General features: G+C 40.4%; 12 protein-coding genes. 8 read left to right on the plus strand and 4 right to left on the minus strand.

Features of this window, described 5'->3' with window-relative positions; all coding sequences use genetic code 11:
- Window positions 1–83: 83 nt before the first annotated feature.
- Complete coding sequence (locus KV40_RS10310; RefSeq protein WP_156114010.1) at window positions 84–1,190, minus strand: histidine kinase; 1,107 nt, start codon at window positions 1,188–1,190, stop codon at window positions 84–86.
- 240 nt (window positions 1,191–1,430) lie between these two features.
- On the opposite strand from KV40_RS10310, the gene KV40_RS10315 reads away from it, so the two are divergent.
- Window positions 1,431–3,020 carry a glycoside hydrolase family 57 protein gene (locus KV40_RS10315; RefSeq protein ID WP_036480541.1) on the plus strand — a complete coding sequence of 530 codons (1,590 nt, stop codon included), beginning with the start codon at window positions 1,431–1,433 and terminating at the stop codon, window positions 3,018–3,020.
- A 249-nt stretch (window positions 3,021–3,269) separates the two neighbouring features.
- Here KV40_RS10315 and KV40_RS10320 read toward each other — a convergent pair whose 3' ends face one another.
- Entirely contained in the window at window positions 3,270–3,632 is a 363-nt protein-coding gene (locus KV40_RS10320) for an iron-sulfur cluster assembly accessory protein (RefSeq protein WP_036480543.1), read from the minus strand.
- A gap of 257 nt (window positions 3,633–3,889) precedes the next feature.
- Window positions 3,890–4,225 carry a hypothetical protein gene (locus KV40_RS10325; RefSeq protein ID WP_036480545.1) on the minus strand — a complete coding sequence of 112 codons (336 nt, stop codon included), beginning with the start codon at window positions 4,223–4,225 and terminating at the stop codon, window positions 3,890–3,892.
- Window positions 4,226–4,820: 595 nt separating this feature from the next.
- Here KV40_RS10325 and KV40_RS10330 point away from each other — a divergent pair.
- From KV40_RS10330 to menB, 7 genes are all read left to right on the plus strand, one after another.
- On the plus strand, window positions 4,821–5,210 hold the full coding sequence (locus tag KV40_RS10330) for an alr0857 family protein (protein WP_036480546.1): 390 nt from the start codon (window positions 4,821–4,823) through the stop codon (window positions 5,208–5,210).
- A 798-nt stretch (window positions 5,211–6,008) separates the two neighbouring features.
- A complete protein-coding gene (locus tag KV40_RS10335) occupies window positions 6,009–7,562 on the plus strand; it encodes a ferredoxin--nitrite reductase (protein WP_036480548.1) in 1,554 nt (517 codons plus the stop codon).
- A 407-nt stretch (window positions 7,563–7,969) separates the two neighbouring features.
- Entirely contained in the window at window positions 7,970–9,532 is a 1,563-nt protein-coding gene (locus KV40_RS10340) for an MFS transporter (protein WP_036480550.1), read from the plus strand.
- Between the two features lie 335 nt (window positions 9,533–9,867).
- A complete protein-coding gene (locus tag KV40_RS10345) occupies window positions 9,868–12,156 on the plus strand; it encodes a molybdopterin oxidoreductase family protein (RefSeq protein ID WP_036480552.1) in 2,289 nt (762 codons plus the stop codon).
- Window positions 12,157–12,180: 24 nt separating this feature from the next.
- Window positions 12,181–12,654, plus strand: a complete 474-nt coding sequence (locus KV40_RS10350) for a nitrate reductase associated protein (RefSeq protein ID WP_036480554.1) — start codon at window positions 12,181–12,183, stop codon at window positions 12,652–12,654.
- A 190-nt stretch (window positions 12,655–12,844) separates the two neighbouring features.
- A complete protein-coding gene (locus KV40_RS10355; RefSeq protein ID WP_036480558.1) occupies window positions 12,845–14,992 on the plus strand; it encodes a polyribonucleotide nucleotidyltransferase in 2,148 nt (715 codons plus the stop codon).
- Between the two features lie 196 nt (window positions 14,993–15,188).
- Window positions 15,189–16,022: a 1,4-dihydroxy-2-naphthoyl-CoA synthase gene (gene menB / locus KV40_RS10360; RefSeq protein WP_036480560.1), complete on the plus strand. Its 834-nt coding sequence runs from the start codon at window positions 15,189–15,191 to the stop codon at window positions 16,020–16,022.
- A gap of 207 nt (window positions 16,023–16,229) precedes the next feature.
- Here the strand turns inward: menB and KV40_RS10365 are convergent, their stop codons facing one another.
- Window positions 16,230–16,481 (minus strand): hypothetical protein, encoded by a 252-nt coding sequence (locus tag KV40_RS10365; protein ID WP_036480562.1) that lies wholly within the window; start codon window positions 16,479–16,481, stop codon window positions 16,230–16,232.
- Window positions 16,482–16,635: the final 154 nt, after the last annotated feature.

The following is a 16,635-nucleotide window of genomic DNA, read 5'->3' on the forward strand; positions in this document are numbered from 1 at the left end:
ACTGGGTGACTTGGGGACTTGGGGGGGACTAGGAAAGATCTCTCTACTAAAGAAATTCTCCCCGTCACCCTGTCACCTCGTCTTTATTTATAGACTGGCAGCATAAAGTGAAAACTACTACCGCGATCGCAAGAACTATCAACCCAAATTTGTCCGTAGTGAGCGCGAACGATTTGGCGACACCAAGCTAAACCCAAACCATATCCTTCTTCATTTTCGTCGCGTTTGAGACGAAAGCTACCTTCAAAAATAGTCTCTTGTTTTTCTGCGGGAATTCCCGCACCAGTATCGCAAATGCTAACCTGAATTTTTTGGCTAGTGCGATGTAAAACAGACAAAGAAACTTCTCCTGCTTCTGGAGTGTATTTGATAGCGTTATCTAACAGATTGATAATTAGCTGACGAATTAGCTCGCGATCGCCATGAACTAAAGGTAAATCTTGAGGGATATCTAACTTAAAAACCTGCGATTTTTGTCTGAAACGTTTTTGTAGCTGAGTATTGGCTTCTTCGCATAATAGCCTGATGTCAAACTGAGAGGGTTTTACTTTTAATTTTCCGTTCAGGTCGCGCGAGCTTTGAAGCAAATCGGCAATCATAGAGTTGGCAATTTTAAACTGCTGTTTTGCCTGCTTAAACAGTTGCGATTTTAATTTGATGCTTTTATCGCTTTGCTGTTGTCGGTCGGCTAGTTCGATAGTCTCCACAGCAATTGAAGCTGCGGTAAGTGGACTACGTAAATCGTGTGCCAACATTGCAATGATTTGATCCTTAAAACGCAATTGCGAAGCGAGTTCTTCTTTTTCCTGTTTTAAACGAAAAATTTCGTCAGAAAGTTCTATTACTTCAATGGAGCAATTGAAAAAATCGGTATTCGTTTGCTCTAATTTTAAGCGGTCTTCTTCCGTAACCGCACGCTTGAGCGACATCCATTTGGGCAACCATTGCTTTAGCTGCTCCACTAAGTTACTTCCCGTCAGAGTTTGTCTGGGCGCGGGAGTAATCTTAACTAAAGCTGGAGTAGCTACTAATTTAAAATGTTCGACTAAATGAGGTTGTCGATTAATTTCAATAACATCTAACTTAAAATCAATATTCGGTTTCAAATTTTCTAAATGGGCTGTAATTTGCCGAATATTGTTTAATGATGAAGGTCGTTCGTCTACAAATAACAGTAATTGAAAAAACACTCTTTCGTGACTATTTATTACATAATCGACTGGTTGCGATAAGAATTGCACCGCTATTTATACAAACTTATTTGTTGTAAAGTTAAAAATATGTTTTGCGATCGAGCAAATACAAAATGCAACTTGCTATTTTAGCAATTAAACTTTTTTGAAGTTCAATATTAAGATATCATAAAGTTTACCCAGATTGCCTTAGTCTCTCAATTGAGAGAATTAGAAACAAGTTATGGAAATATAATCATGGCTCTTGGTTACCTTGCCCTCGTACTTCACGCTCATCTACCGTTTGTAAGACATCCAGAGAGCGACTATGTTTTAGAAGAGGAATGGCTGTTTGAAGCCATTACCGAAACCTACGTTCCTTTGTTGCAAGTGTTTGAAGGCTTACAGCAAGATGGAATCGACTTTAAAATTACCATGAGCATGACACCGCCTTTGGTGTCAATGCTGCGCGACCCGCTTCTACAAGAGCGTTATGAAGCTCATCTGGCTTTACTTGAAGAGCTAGTTGCCAAAGAAATTAAGCACAATCAGCACAACGGTCATATACGCTATCTAGCAGAATTTTACGCCAATTCTTTTGCTAAAATTCGTCAAACCTGGGAGAAATATGACCGTGATTTAGTAACGGGATTCAAAAAATTTCTCGATAGCAATAATTTAGACATCATTACCTGCGGTGCGACTCACGGCTATCTTCCTTTAATGAAGATGTATCCCCAAGCTGTATGGTCGCAAATCAAAGTCGCTTGCGAACATTACGAAGAAAACTTTGGTCGTCCTCCTAAAGGAATTTGGCTACCAGAATGTGCTTATTATGAGGGATTAGAAAGAATGCTAGCCGATGCTGGTTTGCGTTACTTTTTAACTGACGGACACGGTATTTTATACGCTCGTCCTCGTCCTCGTTTTGGTTCTTATGCTCCCATCTTCACCGAAACTGGAGTGGCAGCTTTTGGGCGAGACCACGAATCATCCCAGCAAGTTTGGTCTTCTAAAGTTGGTTATCCAGGAGATGTAGAATATCGCGAATTCTATAAAGATTTAGGTTGGGAAGCAGAATACGAATATATCAAACCCTACATTATGCCCAATGGACAACGAAAAAATACGGGCATTAAATATCATAAGATTACCAGTCGCGACGGAGGGTTGTCAGAAAAAGCTCTCTACGATCCTTATTGGGCGAGAGAAAAAGCTGCCGAACATGCAGGCAACTTTATGTACAATCGGGAAAAACAGATTCAAAATTTAGAAGGGATGCTACAGCGTCCGCCAATTGTTGTCTCTCCTTACGACGCAGAATTGTTTGGTCATTGGTGGTATGAAGGTCCTTGGTTTATCGATTATTTATTCCGTAAGAGTTGGTACGACCAAAATACCTATGACATGACTCATTTGTCTGACTATTTGCGTCAACAGCCCACACAACAGGTTTGCCGTCCATCACAATCTAGCTGGGGTTACAAAGGATTCCACGAATATTGGTTGAACGAAACCAATGCTTGGGTATATCCTCACTTACATAAAGCTACAGAACGAATGATTGAGTTGGGTAGACGCGAACCTGCTGACGAATTAGAATGGCGTGCTTTGAATCAGGCGGCGCGAGAACTGTTGCTGGCGCAGTCTTCTGACTGGGCATTTATCATGCGTACGGGAACTATGGTACCTTATGCTATAAGACGGACGCGATCGCATTTACTTCGTTTTAATAAACTATATCAAGATATCAATCGAGGCAAAATAGACTCTGGGTGGCTAGAAAAAGTCGAAAAAATCGACAATATTTTCCCCAATATTAACTATCGAACTTATCGACCTCTTTAAAAATTAAATTTAACTGATGTCTACAAAAAAATAAACATAATTTATTGTCCCTCTTAGCTACAGAGGGCTAATTTTTTAATTATAAATATGGCAGCTTGGCGATCCGAAGGCTATGCGGTTGCGGAGCAAGTCCATAGGACTCAGCGTAATTACTTTAAAGCTAAGGTCGATCGACTGGCTAGCAAATAAAAAATGGCAAGCCGCTTTTGCAACTTACCTAAATTGTTAAATTTAAATATTGAATTGAACTTACACGCCAAATGACTTACCGCAACCACAGGTTTGAGCAGCGTTGGGGTTAGTAAATTGAAAGCCGCCACCAATCATGGCATTGCTATAATCGAGAACTAAACCGTAAAGATACAAAATACTCTTAGGATCGCAGACAATTTTGAAGCCATCTTCATAATCAAATACTTCGTCACTATCGCGAATTTTATCTATTTCTTCAAAATCCATCATGTAAGACATTCCCGAACAACCTCCTTGACGGACTCCCACGCGCAAGCAAAGTTCTTTGTTGCCCTGTTGTTCTTGCAGCATTCTAATATGCTTGAGAGCAGTATCGGTCAATTGAATGCCTTTAGAGGGGGTTTTAGTTGCTTCTACCATTTATATATTTTTTAAAGAGCTTAATAATTACAGTTTATTGCAGAGAAGACATCATTAATGAACTTAAATGCCTACTCCTATATATAATAGCGAGTAAAAAAACAACCGAAAACAAAAAAAGTTGAAAACAAAGTAATAAATTAAAATTAAAGTGAAGGGACTATTACAATTTGTTTTCAAAACAGCTTTGTTCAAAAATAAAACTATCGATCGCACCACCTGAGAATTTTCTCAGGTGGTTTGGTAACAATTGCCAATTACTCGCTAACGCTATTTACACTTAATGGAACCAAGTCTCCATAAATGGTAAATCCTAACAACATTGGTTCGTTTTCTTGAATTAATTTCCCTGTTAAGGCACAGCTTTCATCTTTTCTGGCAGTAGCATCGATAGTAGCGCGAATATCAGAACGAGCAAACTGAGGACGGTAATCACCAGACTTCTGATGAACGTAATTCCAAAGAATATCCCGAATCAATGCTTGATAACCCTGATTTCCAGACAACTCTTTGAGCTTGTCTTTCAGACTGCGCTCTAAACGAATGCTGGTAACTTCCATTTCAGTTGTAGACGTGCGAGTTAGAGTTCGCATTTTTTTTCCTCTAAAATACTAGACATATAACGTGCTATACATTGTATTACCGAAAATAAATTTTGAACACTTTTTCTAGAATTAAAGGGGAAATTGTAATACTTCTTTACAAAAAATATACATTTAATATTCTAGCAAATAGCAAGGTTAACAACAGCGGTCGATTTAAGCTGTGCGATCGCTATTACAAAGTTAATGCGCTTGTGTTCTTCATAATTAAATCATAAAAAAGGCGCGTTCTTCACAATTAAAACACAAAAAAAACCGTAAATAGAAGTGAGAATATTCATAGATTCAGTTTGGCGCAGGCTGAGAATGTTCTATAAGCATCAAATTAAAAATATGTTTGTTAGTGGTATAAAAGTTGAATTTCGCGCTAACGACATTAAAAATGACAGAAAAAGCAAACTAGCTTAAAAATTCTGTCTTGATTGCTAAATAAGCTTTCATATTGTCTGTTTAGTCGATCGCAATCCTAAGCGGTGATGAATATCAATGCCAATACTGTAAAAATAGGAAACATTTAATTAAGACCTAAATAATTTTTTGAAAAAACAGCCAAAAAAGCAATTCATTTTTAGATTAAAGGAGCTTAATGTTAAAAACTACTTATACAGAAAACGGTTACTACCTAAACTATTTGAACGAATCTTTGTCTGATTGGTTAAATACCAGGTATTTAGTTTATTTGCGAGCAACAGTTAGCATTTATGTCCACAAAAATGCGATTGCCAGTATTATGCTACCTCGCAATTTATTTCACATCAGTCTTCTTAAAGCTTTACAAGCTGAAAGCCAAAACGTTTACGAGATTACAATTTGCGATGAAGAATTTATAGAAGTTTCTTTGAAAGGTATTTGGTTAGCTAACCACGAAGTCAGTGATGAAGGAATTTTTGTTTGTGACTTAGGCAACCGTGTAGAAAGCTGTATATATCAAATATGGCAAGAGTCGCAACTAGGAGTTTCCGTATTAGGTGAATAGTAACGATTCCATCGGCGGCTAGAGTTTTCCATATTATATACATAATATATATGTATTAGTCGCCTGATAAATTTTTCTAACCTTATAGACTTTATATTTTTAATACATATAAACAGCTTTATTTTTATCAATACACTTAAAATATTTTAGATAAATTACAGTATAGCGTTACGAACTTAGATTAAGAAATTCATTACTTATTACTTATGGGCAAGTCAATTAACTTGTCCTAAATAATTTACGTACTGCGGTACATTTTGAATCAGTCAAGCATTAGGCACTAGGCATGGGGTATTTCTAGATTTTGTGCATAGTGCTGTTTTTAGTTGAAAGTTTGAAATTAACTCTAAAATGCGTTTTTTGCATCTGTCTGATGCTATGAATACATATTATTTGGCAAAATACCTTACTGTTTTTGGAGTTTGGTGACAATATATACAAAAAGTTTGGGTCTATCCTTAATTTAATATACATAACCAATATCTTTAATCTGTAGAGAGATTACTCATGTCCAGTTGAATAAATATCGCTCTCCAGACATTAGACAATTTTTTAAATAAATTGCCACAACGTTCGCGGGCTGTTGGCTGCCAAACAGAGCGAATAGACCTTAACTAATGCATTTGACGGACGACACAAGCCAAGGGTTCGTGTCTTGAGGAGGGGGAAACAGTCGGGAAACCCGACCATGTTCCACCCCTTGTTGGCTCAAGATCCTGGAACCTCGCCCCGAATCAAATTTGGGGGACGCGCCCTTACGATAACAGCCAAACTTAATATACATAAAGGAGAAATCTGATGGTAGGAACTACCAAATCAGCTAAACTAAACAAATTTGAGAAATTTAAAGCTGAAAAAGATGGATTAGCGGTTAAAGACGAAATAGAAAAGTTTGCCAAACTAGGTTGGGAAGCAATCGATAAAACCGATCTCGAACATCGGCTGAAATGGTTGGGAATTTTTTATCGTCCCGTAACTCCAGGTAAATTTATGCTGCGGATGCGGACTCCCAACGGTATAGTTACCAGCGAACAGATGAAAGCTTATGGTGAAATCGTGCAGCGTTATGGGGAAGACGGCAGCGCAGATATTACTACCAGACAAAATATTCAGTTACGGGGTGTGAGGTTAGAAGATATTCCAGATATTTTTCAACGTTTTAAAGCGTTGGGACTAACCAGCGTTCAATCGGGAATGGACAATGTCCGCAATCTTACTGGTTCGCCAATGGCAGGAATCGATGCTGACGAACTAATTGATACTCGCGAACTGGTACAAAGAACTCAGGACATGATTACTAATAGCGGTAAAGGTAATTATGACTTTACTAACCTACCTCGTAAATTTAATATTGCTATTGAAGGCGGTAGAGATAATTCCGTACATGCCGAAATTAATGATATTGCTTTCGTTCCTGCATATCGCGAAGGAGAACTAGGTTTTAATGTATTGGTTGGCGGTTTTTTCTCTGCCAAACGTTGTGAAGCGGCGATTCCCCTTAATGCCTGGGTGGGGGTAAACGATGATGTGGTAGAGTTGTCTCGCGCCATTTTAACTGTCTATCGCGATCGCGGCAGTCGTGCCAATCGCCAAAAATCTCGGATGATGTGGCTGATTGAAGAAATTGGCTTGTCAGAATTTCGCTCTCTAGTAGAGGCTGAATTTGGTAAGCCACTGGCAACTGCAACGGAAGAAGATTTAATCGATTGGGAAAAAAGAGATCATATAGGAGTATTCAAGCAAAAACAGCCTGGATTAAACTACGTTGGGATGCACGTACCTGCTGGCAGACTGCAAGCTTCAGATTTGTTCGATTTGGCTCGTCTGGCAGAAGTCTACGGCACTGGAGAAATTCGCCTGACTGTCGAGCAGAATTTATTAATTCCCCATATTCCCGATGAAAATCTCGATGCCTTTTTAGCCGAACCTTTACTTAAAAAATTTACCCTCGAACCCCAGTCTTTAGAAAGATCTTTAGTTTCTTGTACGGGATCTCGTTTTTGTAATTTTGCTTTGGTAGAAACCAAACAACGGGCATTAGCTATGGCACGAGAATTAGACCGCGAACTTGAAGTTCCTGACAAAGTTAGAATTCATTGGACGGGATGTCCTAATTCCTGCGGACAACCACAAGTAGCCGATATTGGCTTTATGGGTACAAAAGTACGTAAAGATGGCAAAACTGTTGAAGGAGTAGATCTTTACATGGGTGGTAAAGTTGGTAAAAACGCCAAATTAGGCGATCTGGTAGAAAAAGGTATTGCCTGTGACGAATTAAAGCCAGTTTTAAAAAAAATTTTAATCGAGCAGTTCGGAGCCAAGCCAAAAACGGTTCAAACACGATCGAGTTAGTATTTTGTGACTGCATAGTACCCGATCGCTTATAGTTCGATGTCAAAAATGGACTGAAGATAAAATTCTTCAGTCCATTTTTTGTTGTGGCAGTCGCCAAAAAAGTAAATGCAATAAACGTGTTTTTGTCATGCAAACAATACATAAAACTTAAAATTTAGTAGTTAAATATACGAAAAAAAAAAGCCAACAATGTGAATCTATAACATTAGAGATATATCGATTTATTAAAACGTAATCGGAAGTTTTTATTAATGATAAAAAGCTCTTTAATTTTAAAAAGAAGCAAACAAATGTTATCTCTTACATCGAAAACAACTCAAGTCAATAATTTTTCTCTAACTTGAGTTTTTAAAAATGAAAATTTCGCTCATCGCATCTATTTAAATATTAAAGGAAGGTAGAATATGCTTGGAGAAATGTGGCAACTCAGGGGTAGATATAAGATTCTACATATGACCTGGTTTGCATTCTTTTTATCTTTTGTCGTCTGGTTTAACCTGGCTCCTCTGGCAACGACAATTGCCGCCGATCTAGGCTTAGAAGTAAGTCAAATCAGAACCCTGGCTATTTGTAACGTCGCTCTAACCGTCCCTGCTCGAATTATTATTGGGATGGTTTTAGACAGATATGGACCGAGAATTACCTTTTCCGCTTTGTTGATGTATGCAGCAATTCCCTGTTTGCTGTTTGCTGCCGCTCAAGATTTCAGCCATCTGATTATCGCTCGGCTACTGATGGGTATTGTCGGTGCTGGATTTGTGATTGGTATTCGTATGGTAGCTGAGTGGTTTCCACCTAAAGAAATCGGTCTGGCGGAAGGTATTTATGGCGGTTGGGGTAACTTTGGTTCGGCATTTTCGGCATTTACTCTAGCTATGGTCGGTGCCTGGCTTTCTTTCGGTGCCGTCAACCCTGCAACTAACGAAGCAGTAATTAACTGGCGGGCTGCGATCGCGCTAACAGGTATCATAGCCGCTCTTTACGGCATTTTCTATTTCTTTAATGCTGAAGATACACCTCCTGGTAAAGTTTACAAACGTCCGAAAAACACTAGAGGGCTAGAAGTAACTAGCAAAAAAGACTTTGGGTTTTTGATGCTGATGAATATTCCCCTTACTGGAGTTTTAATGCTGCTAGCTTGGCGTTTGTCTCAGGTAGGACTTTATGGCATCGGTACGATGTTTATTATCTGGGTATGTCTGCTCGGTCTATATGCCTTTCAAGCTTACAATTGCTGGAATGTAAACAAAGAACTATTAAACGGTACCAAACGCTATCCTCCCGAAGACCGCTACAACTTCTCTCAGGTGGCAATACTCCAGCTTACCTACATTGTTAATTTTGGTTCGGAACTAGCAGTAGTTTCAATGCTTCCCGATTTTTTTGAAGGTACTTTTTCGCTGTCTCCCGCTCAAGCAGGGATGATTGCTTCTAGCTATGCTTTTATGAACCTGGTAGCTCGTCCTGGTGGTGGTTTGATTTCTGATAAGCTGGGCAGTCGCAAACTAACAATGGGAGTGCTTACAGGCTGTATGGGTATTGGCTATTTACTATTAGGTACGGTTACCAGTAGCTGGTTTTTACCCGCAGCAGTGCTTCTAACTATGGCTTGTTCTTTCTTCGTTCAGGCTGGTGAAGGTTCTACTTTTGCGATCGTTCCCCTGGTCAAGCGTCGCGTTACGGGTCAGATAGCTGGTAACGTCGGAGCTTATGGCAACGTCGGAGCAGTAATATACCTGACCATATTTAGTTTGCTTCCCACTTGGTTGGGTGGGGGTGAAGATCCCTCGGCAGCAATTGTTGCAGCTTCCAATCGCTCCTTTTTTCAAATTATGGGTGTAGCTGCCCTTATCGTTGCTGCTTTATGTTTTGTAGTTCTCAAAGAACCTCAAGGTTCATTTGCCGAACATCATAAAGATGAAGAGGAAATTTCGCAGTCAAGAGTTGAAACAGAAATGAATATCTAAGAGGTTATCTTAGAAATCTAAAAAGTCATGGTTGACTGACTAATTAGGATTCAAATAAAACTAACCTGAAATTTATGGTCAAAAGTCAAGCAATTTTTTAATTTTTTGGCTTTTGACCTTTGAATTTTTAATCAAAATGATAATAAAATTTAATCTATTTTATAGATTAAAAGTTTAATTGACAACAATAGTAAATAACACAATTAGCTATAAATATTGAAAAGCAAGAATTTATTCACAAAAGCTTACTCAATATAGATACTTTTCTTTTAAATTAGAGCGAATATTTAAATAGCAGTTTGCCAAAAAAAATCTTGAATTGGGAGAACAGCGACGTGACCGAACCGACTAAAACCTTATGTCCCTATTGTGGAGTTGGCTGTGGCTTAGAGGTGCTTCCTCCAGCGCAGCCAGGAAAAGCAGTCAATCGAGATAGTCAGGGAAATCCACTGTGGCAGGTTAGGGGCGATCGCTCTCACCCATCTAGTAAGGGTAAAATTTGCGTTAAAGGCGGTACGGTTGCCGAATCTCTCGATAAAGATCGTCTTAAGTATCCGATGCTCAGAGATTCTTTAGACGATCCATTTCGGCAGGTTAGTTGGGATGAAGCTTTCAATAAAATTGTGACTCGCATTCGAGAGGTCAAAGCTACTCAAGGTGTCGAGGCAATATGTATGTATGGTTCGGGGCAGTTCCAGACCGAAGATTATTACCTCGCTCAAAAACTGCTCAAAGGCTGTCTGGGAACTAACAACTTTGATGCCAATTCTCGTCTTTGTATGTCATCAGCAGTAGCGGGATATATTCAAAGCTTTGGTTCTGATGGTCCACCCTGTTGTTATGATGACCTCGAAGAAACCGACTGTGCTTTTCTAATCGGTACTAATACTGCCGAATGTCACCCTATAGTTTTCAATCGCTTGCGAATACATCACAAAAAAAATCGTAAAGTAAAAATGATTGTGGTCGATCCTCGGCGTACCAAAACCGCTGAAGCTGCCGATTTACATTTGCCAATTAAACCAGGTACGGATATAGATTTACTCAACGGCATAGCTTATCTGTTGATGCGCTGGAGCAATCTAGACACTCTATTTATCGATGAATGTACTCAAGGGTTTAGCGAGTACGCTCAAATAATTCAGCACTATCCCCCAGAGTTGGTCGCAAGACGTTGCGGCATTCGCATCGATCGCCTGGAAGAAGCCGCTCGTTATTGGGCAGAGTCGGAAAGGGTACTTTCTATGTGGTCGATGGGCGTAAATCAGTCTAGCGAAGGAACGGCAAAAGTTCGCACGATTATCAACCTGCACTTGATGACGGGTAATATTGGCAAACCTGGTGCGGGACCTTTTTCGCTTACGGGACAACCCAACGCTATGGGAGGTAGAGAAGCAGGAGGACTAGCTCATATTCTTCCTGGTTATCGACTAGTTAAAAATTCCCAACATCGCGCCCAAGTAGAACGCCTCTGGAAACTACCAGAAGGGAGTATTTCCTCCCATCCTGGAAAAGATGCCTGGAGTATGATTACAGGACTAGAAACGGGAGAAGTAGGATTGTTGTGGGTAGCAGCGACCAATCCTGCCGTTAGTATGCCCGATCTAGTTAGAACCAAAAAGGCTCTATTAAAATCACCGTTTACCATCTATCAAGACGCTTACTTCCCTACAGAAACAGCAGCTTATGCTCACGTACTGTTACCCGCGGCACAGTGGGGAGAAAAAACGGGAACCATGACCAATTCCGAACGGGTCGTTACTCTGTGTCCTCAGTTTCGCCAAAGACCAGGAGTAGCCAAAGCAGATTGGGAAATTTTTGCTGAAGTGGGTCGTCGTTTGGGCTATGAAAAAGAATTTGACTTTGCCAATTCTGCCGAGGTTTATCGCGAATTTGTTAAATTAACTAAAAACCGCCCTTGCGACATGAGTGGTTTGAGTTATCAAAAATTGGCGAAAACTCCCCTACAGTGGCCTTATCCCGATAACGAAATTATAGATACAAGTAAGAAAGGCGATCGAGACAATGGATTGTTTTCTTCTTTATTCTCCGATAAAAAGGACTCCAATAGCTCTGGCGAACCCAAACGACTCTATACCAAGGGTGAATTTAATACTGCCGACAAACGAGCAAAATTTGCGGCTTTTCATTCCAAAGGTTTGGCAGAACCTTTAGACGCAGCTTATCCTTTGGTCTTGACTATCGGTCGACTTTACGAACACTGGCACACTATGACCCGTACGGGACGGATTGAGAAAATTAATAAAATGCAGCCTCAGCCTTTTATTGAGATTCATCCTAACGATGCCGAGAAATCTGGAATTGAAGCCGAAGCAACGGTCGAAGTGCGATCGCGCCGAGGTTGTGGTCGGTTTGTAGCTAAAATAACCAAGGCGATCGCACCTGGAACGGTATTTGTACCTATGCACTGGGGAGCTTTATGGGCAGATGCAGCTGAAGCTAATAGTATGACTCATCCCGAGGCCTGTCCGATTTCTCTGCAACCAGAGTTAAAAGCCTGTGCGGTGAATATAGCTCCTGTAAAAAACGAAACTGAAGCATTTGCCGAACAGCCTCAACCTATTCGGGCTTTGCTTGAAGTTAAAGAATCTGTTTCTGTTTAAAATAAAAAAAATTAGGAATTAGCCGTGTCTCAGTTCTCGCTCTCTAACCTACCCTATTTTCAATTTGAAGCTGATTTCACCGAATCGCTACGCTGTATCCCAATGATTGTCAGAATGAAGCTAGATACCTGTGGGGTAAAGTTAAAGCTGCACCATTGGAATTTACTCGATACCACAGAGCGGCTGACACTGGTAGAAATGCCCTGTGAGACAGAAGCAGAAGCAGCAGCTTATCGCCAATGGTTACAGAGTTTAATAACCAAAAAAACGGGAAAACCCGCAGGAGAACTAGCTGTATCTCCCCATTCTCCCTGGCTAAATGATACAGTTATTCCCGATGCGGTTACTGCTAAAGCTCGCGAATTGAAAATAGATCTACATCTCCACCAGTGGCAAAAACTTACACCCCTACAGCGTTTTGCTTTAATTAAACTCAGTCGTCCCAGTCATGAAAATCAGAATTTTTTACCTGCCCTCAAAGAATTTAATCTAACTTAAACAATATTTATTAAGGAGCGCACGCTCTTTCAACAATGAACATTGATAATTGCACATTGTTTATTGCTTACTGTTAATTGTCGAATACACTCTCATTCGATTACTCACTCTCAATTTAGATCTTCAAATTCAGATAGTGTTAGGATCGCCACAGAAAAAGAAAGTGAGAGAATAAGGAAAAGTAAACTTAATGCAAGAATTCGATAAGTCAATATCCTTTGATGCCAGGGATATTAGGCTCAAGGTAGGTCTGCTCGCGCCACAAGCAGGCGGTTCCGTACTAATCCAGTCGGGAGATACGGCGGTTTTAGTAACTGCAACTAGAGCTAAGGGAAGAGAAGGAATCGATTTTTTACCACTAATTGTTGATTACGAAGAAAGACAATATGCCGCAGGGCGTATTCCTGGCGGTTTTTTGCGCCGAGAAGGGCGACCTCCAGAAAAAGCTACACTCACCAGTAGATTGATCGATCGACCTTTGCGCCCTCTATTACCTAGCTGGTTGCGAGACGATATTCAAATAGTTGCTACTACCCTGTCAATGGATGAAGACGTACCTCCCGACGTGCTGGCAGTAACTGGAGCATCAGTAGCGGTATTACTCGCCAAAATTCCCTTTTACGGTCCGATGGCAGCAGTCAGAGTCGGTTTGGTAGGAGATGATTTTATTATCAATCCTACTTATAAAGAAGTGGGACAGGGAGATTTAGATCTAGTAGTAGCTGGTAGTCCCGATGGCGTGGTAATGGTGGAAGCAGGAGCCAACCAGCTACCAGAACAAGATATTATCGAGGCGATTGATTTTGGCTACGAAGCCGTACAAGAATTGATTCAGGCTCAAAGAGATTTGATAAAAGAGTTGGGCATTGAAATTGTTACTGCCGAACCTCCCGAAGAACCAGTCAATCTCGATAAATTTATTAGCGATCGCGCTACAGAAGATATCAAACAGATTCTCTCTCAATACGACCTAGATAAAAACGGTCGCGATGAAGCTCTAGATGCCATTAAACAAACCAAAATTGAATCAGCGATCGCCGAACTGCCAGAAGACGATGAACTTGTTATCGCTACTACTGAAGATCCTAAAGCGATCGGTAAGTCTTTTAAAGCTCTGACCAAAAAGCTAATGCGCGCTCAAATCGTTGAAGAAGGAATTAGAGTGGACGGGCGCAAGCTAGACGAAGTTAGACCGATAAGCTGTAGAGTAGGACTGTTGCCTCAAAGGGTTCACGGTAGCGGACTGTTTAAAAGAGGATTGACCCAAGTGCTATCGGTAACTACTTTAGGGACTTCGGGAGATGCTCAAGATGTAGGTGAAGAACTCAATCCTCAAGACGAAAAACGCTATCTCCACCACTATAATTTTCCTCCCTATTCGGTAGGAGAAACCAAACCGATGCGATCGCCAGGACGCAGAGAAATCGGTCACGGTGCTTTAGCCGAACGCGCTCTAATTCCCGTTTTGCCAAGTCAAGAAGAGTTTCCTTACGTCTTACGTGTGGTTTCGGAAGTTTTATCTTCTAATGGCTCTACCTCAATGGGTTCGGTATGTGGCTCTACCCTGGCTTTAATGGATGCGGGAGTACCAATTAGCAAACCTGTTAGCGGTGCGGCAATGGGTTTGATTAAAGAAGGCGAAGAAGTCAGAATTTTAACCGACATCCAGGGCATTGAAGACTTTTTGGGCGACATGGATTTTAAAGTTGCGGGAACGGATACGGGAATTACCGCCCTGCAAATGGATATGAAAATTACGGGTTTATCATTAGCAACCGTTGCTAAAGCGATTCAACAGGCGCAGCCAGCGAGAATGCACATTCTCGAAAAAATGGTTGAAGAGATCGCCGAACCCCGTAAGGAACTATCTCCTTATGCACCTCGTTTGTTAACCATGAAGATCGATCCCGATTTAATTGGTATGGTAATTGGACCTTCTGGTAAAACTATCAAAGCCATTACCGAGCAGACAGGAGCTAAAATTGACATTGAAGATGACGGTACGGTAGTTATTGCGGCAGTCGAAGCTGAAAAAGCCGAAAAAGCTAGAAAAACTATCTTCAACATTACGCGCAAGCTAACCGAAGGGGATGTTTATGTCGGTAAAGTTACCAGAATTATCGACATTGGAGCATTTGTAGAAATTCTACCTGGCAAAGAAGGAATGATTCACATTTCTCAGCTAGCTGAAGGAAGAGTAGGCAAGGTTGAAGATGAAGTAGCAGTTGGCGATGAAATTGTGGTTAAAATACGCGGTTTCGATCAAAAAAATCGCCTCAATTTAACTAGATTGGGAATTCATCCCGAAGAGGCTGCTGCTGCTAGAGCTTCTGTTTAAACTAATCTCAGGCACTTATGTTATGGGGAATTTTTGTCTCTATAAAAGTGTGGGGTTGCTTTAGTTAGAGAAAGTAGGGGTATGTGACAGAGGAATAATTTTTTTACTGACAAATACCTCTATCTCTATCTCTCGCATTTTTTGATATCTTTAATGCCATTAACAGGTAAATTTAACTAATTCAATACGGCAATTTATGAACACTGAATGGCAAAAGGTTAAAAATTATCAAGATATTTTATATCATAAGTGGAACGGCGTTGCCAAAATTACCATCAATCGCCCCCACAAACGCAATGCTTTTCGTCCGCAAACCGTATTTGAAATGTACGATGCCTTTTGTGATGTTCGTGAAGACAGCCAAATTGGGGTAGTTTTGCTTACGGGAGCGGGACCTCACACAGACGGTAAATATGCTTTTTGTTCTGGCGGCGATCAAAGCGTTAGGGGCAAAGCAGGTTATGTAGACGACAAAGGTGTGCCTCGGTTGAACGTACTAGATTTGCAAAGGCTAATTCGCTCGTTGCCAAAAGTAACCATTGCCTTAGTTGCAGGCTATGCAATAGGTGGTGGTCACGTACTCCACGTAATTTGCGATCTAACTATTGCGGCAGACAATGCAATTTTCGGACAGACTGGTCCTAAAGTAGGTAGTTTTGATGGTGGGTTCGGAGCTAGCTATCTCGCCCGTCATGTAGGACAAAAAAAAGCCAGAGAAATTTGGTTTCTCTGCCGTCAATATAATGCTAATGAAGCTTTAGAAATGGGTTTAGTTAACTGCGTCGTTCCTGTAGAGCAGTTGGAAGCAGAAGGAATACAGTGGGCACAAGAAATTTTAACTAAAAGTCCTATAGCTATTCGTTGTCTTAAAGCTGCTTTTAATGCTGACTGTGACGGACAAGCAGGATTACAAGAATTGGCTGGTAATGCTACTTTACTTTATTACATGACTGAAGAAGGAGCAGAAGGCAAGCAAGCATTTTTGGAAAAACGTCCTCCAAACTTTCGTCAATATCCTTGGCTGCCATAACTCGCAGCCACTATTGAGTAGTATTATTTTAAGTTTAAAAAAAATACATCATTTTTTGGTTAGAGCCTAAAGCCTAATATAGCAGTAGACAAAAAGTAAGACACTTCAAACTACGGCTCGACTGAGCTTTGTCTCTCGCCTGAAAGCTTTATAGATTAAGCATCTTAGTGCGCGATTTTTGCTTTTTGACTCTTGACTTTTGCTGTATCATAATTTTGTAGCTACGGTAGCTTGCTTTGAGGAAGTCAAAGAGTCTATTTCTAACAAAGAAGTTTCTAAATCTAGAAGCTCTTCCAACTGCAAAAAGTCTGTCTCAAATGGTGGGGTGGCTAAAGCACAGGCTTTCCAACTGCTTTGAACTGGTACACCTAACATTTGGCAACTACCGCCTCTGCGCCCTACTGGTTTGTAGTAGCGACAAAATCGACAAGCAGAAGTTGTAATCTTATTGATGTTCATTAGTAATGTTTTATTAAAAAATAGATTTAATCTATGTCAATTACTTCTATTTTGCTTTATCGATTTAATCGTAAATAAGTGATTGTAGCTGTGATTGTTACTATGTTTTGGCGATCCCCAAGGATAATTTGTTTTTTAGATTGTCTTAATATTT

It is taken from the genome of Myxosarcina sp. GI1 (assembly GCF_000756305.1).
Classification (GTDB): domain Bacteria; phylum Cyanobacteriota; class Cyanobacteriia; order Cyanobacteriales; family Xenococcaceae; genus Myxosarcina.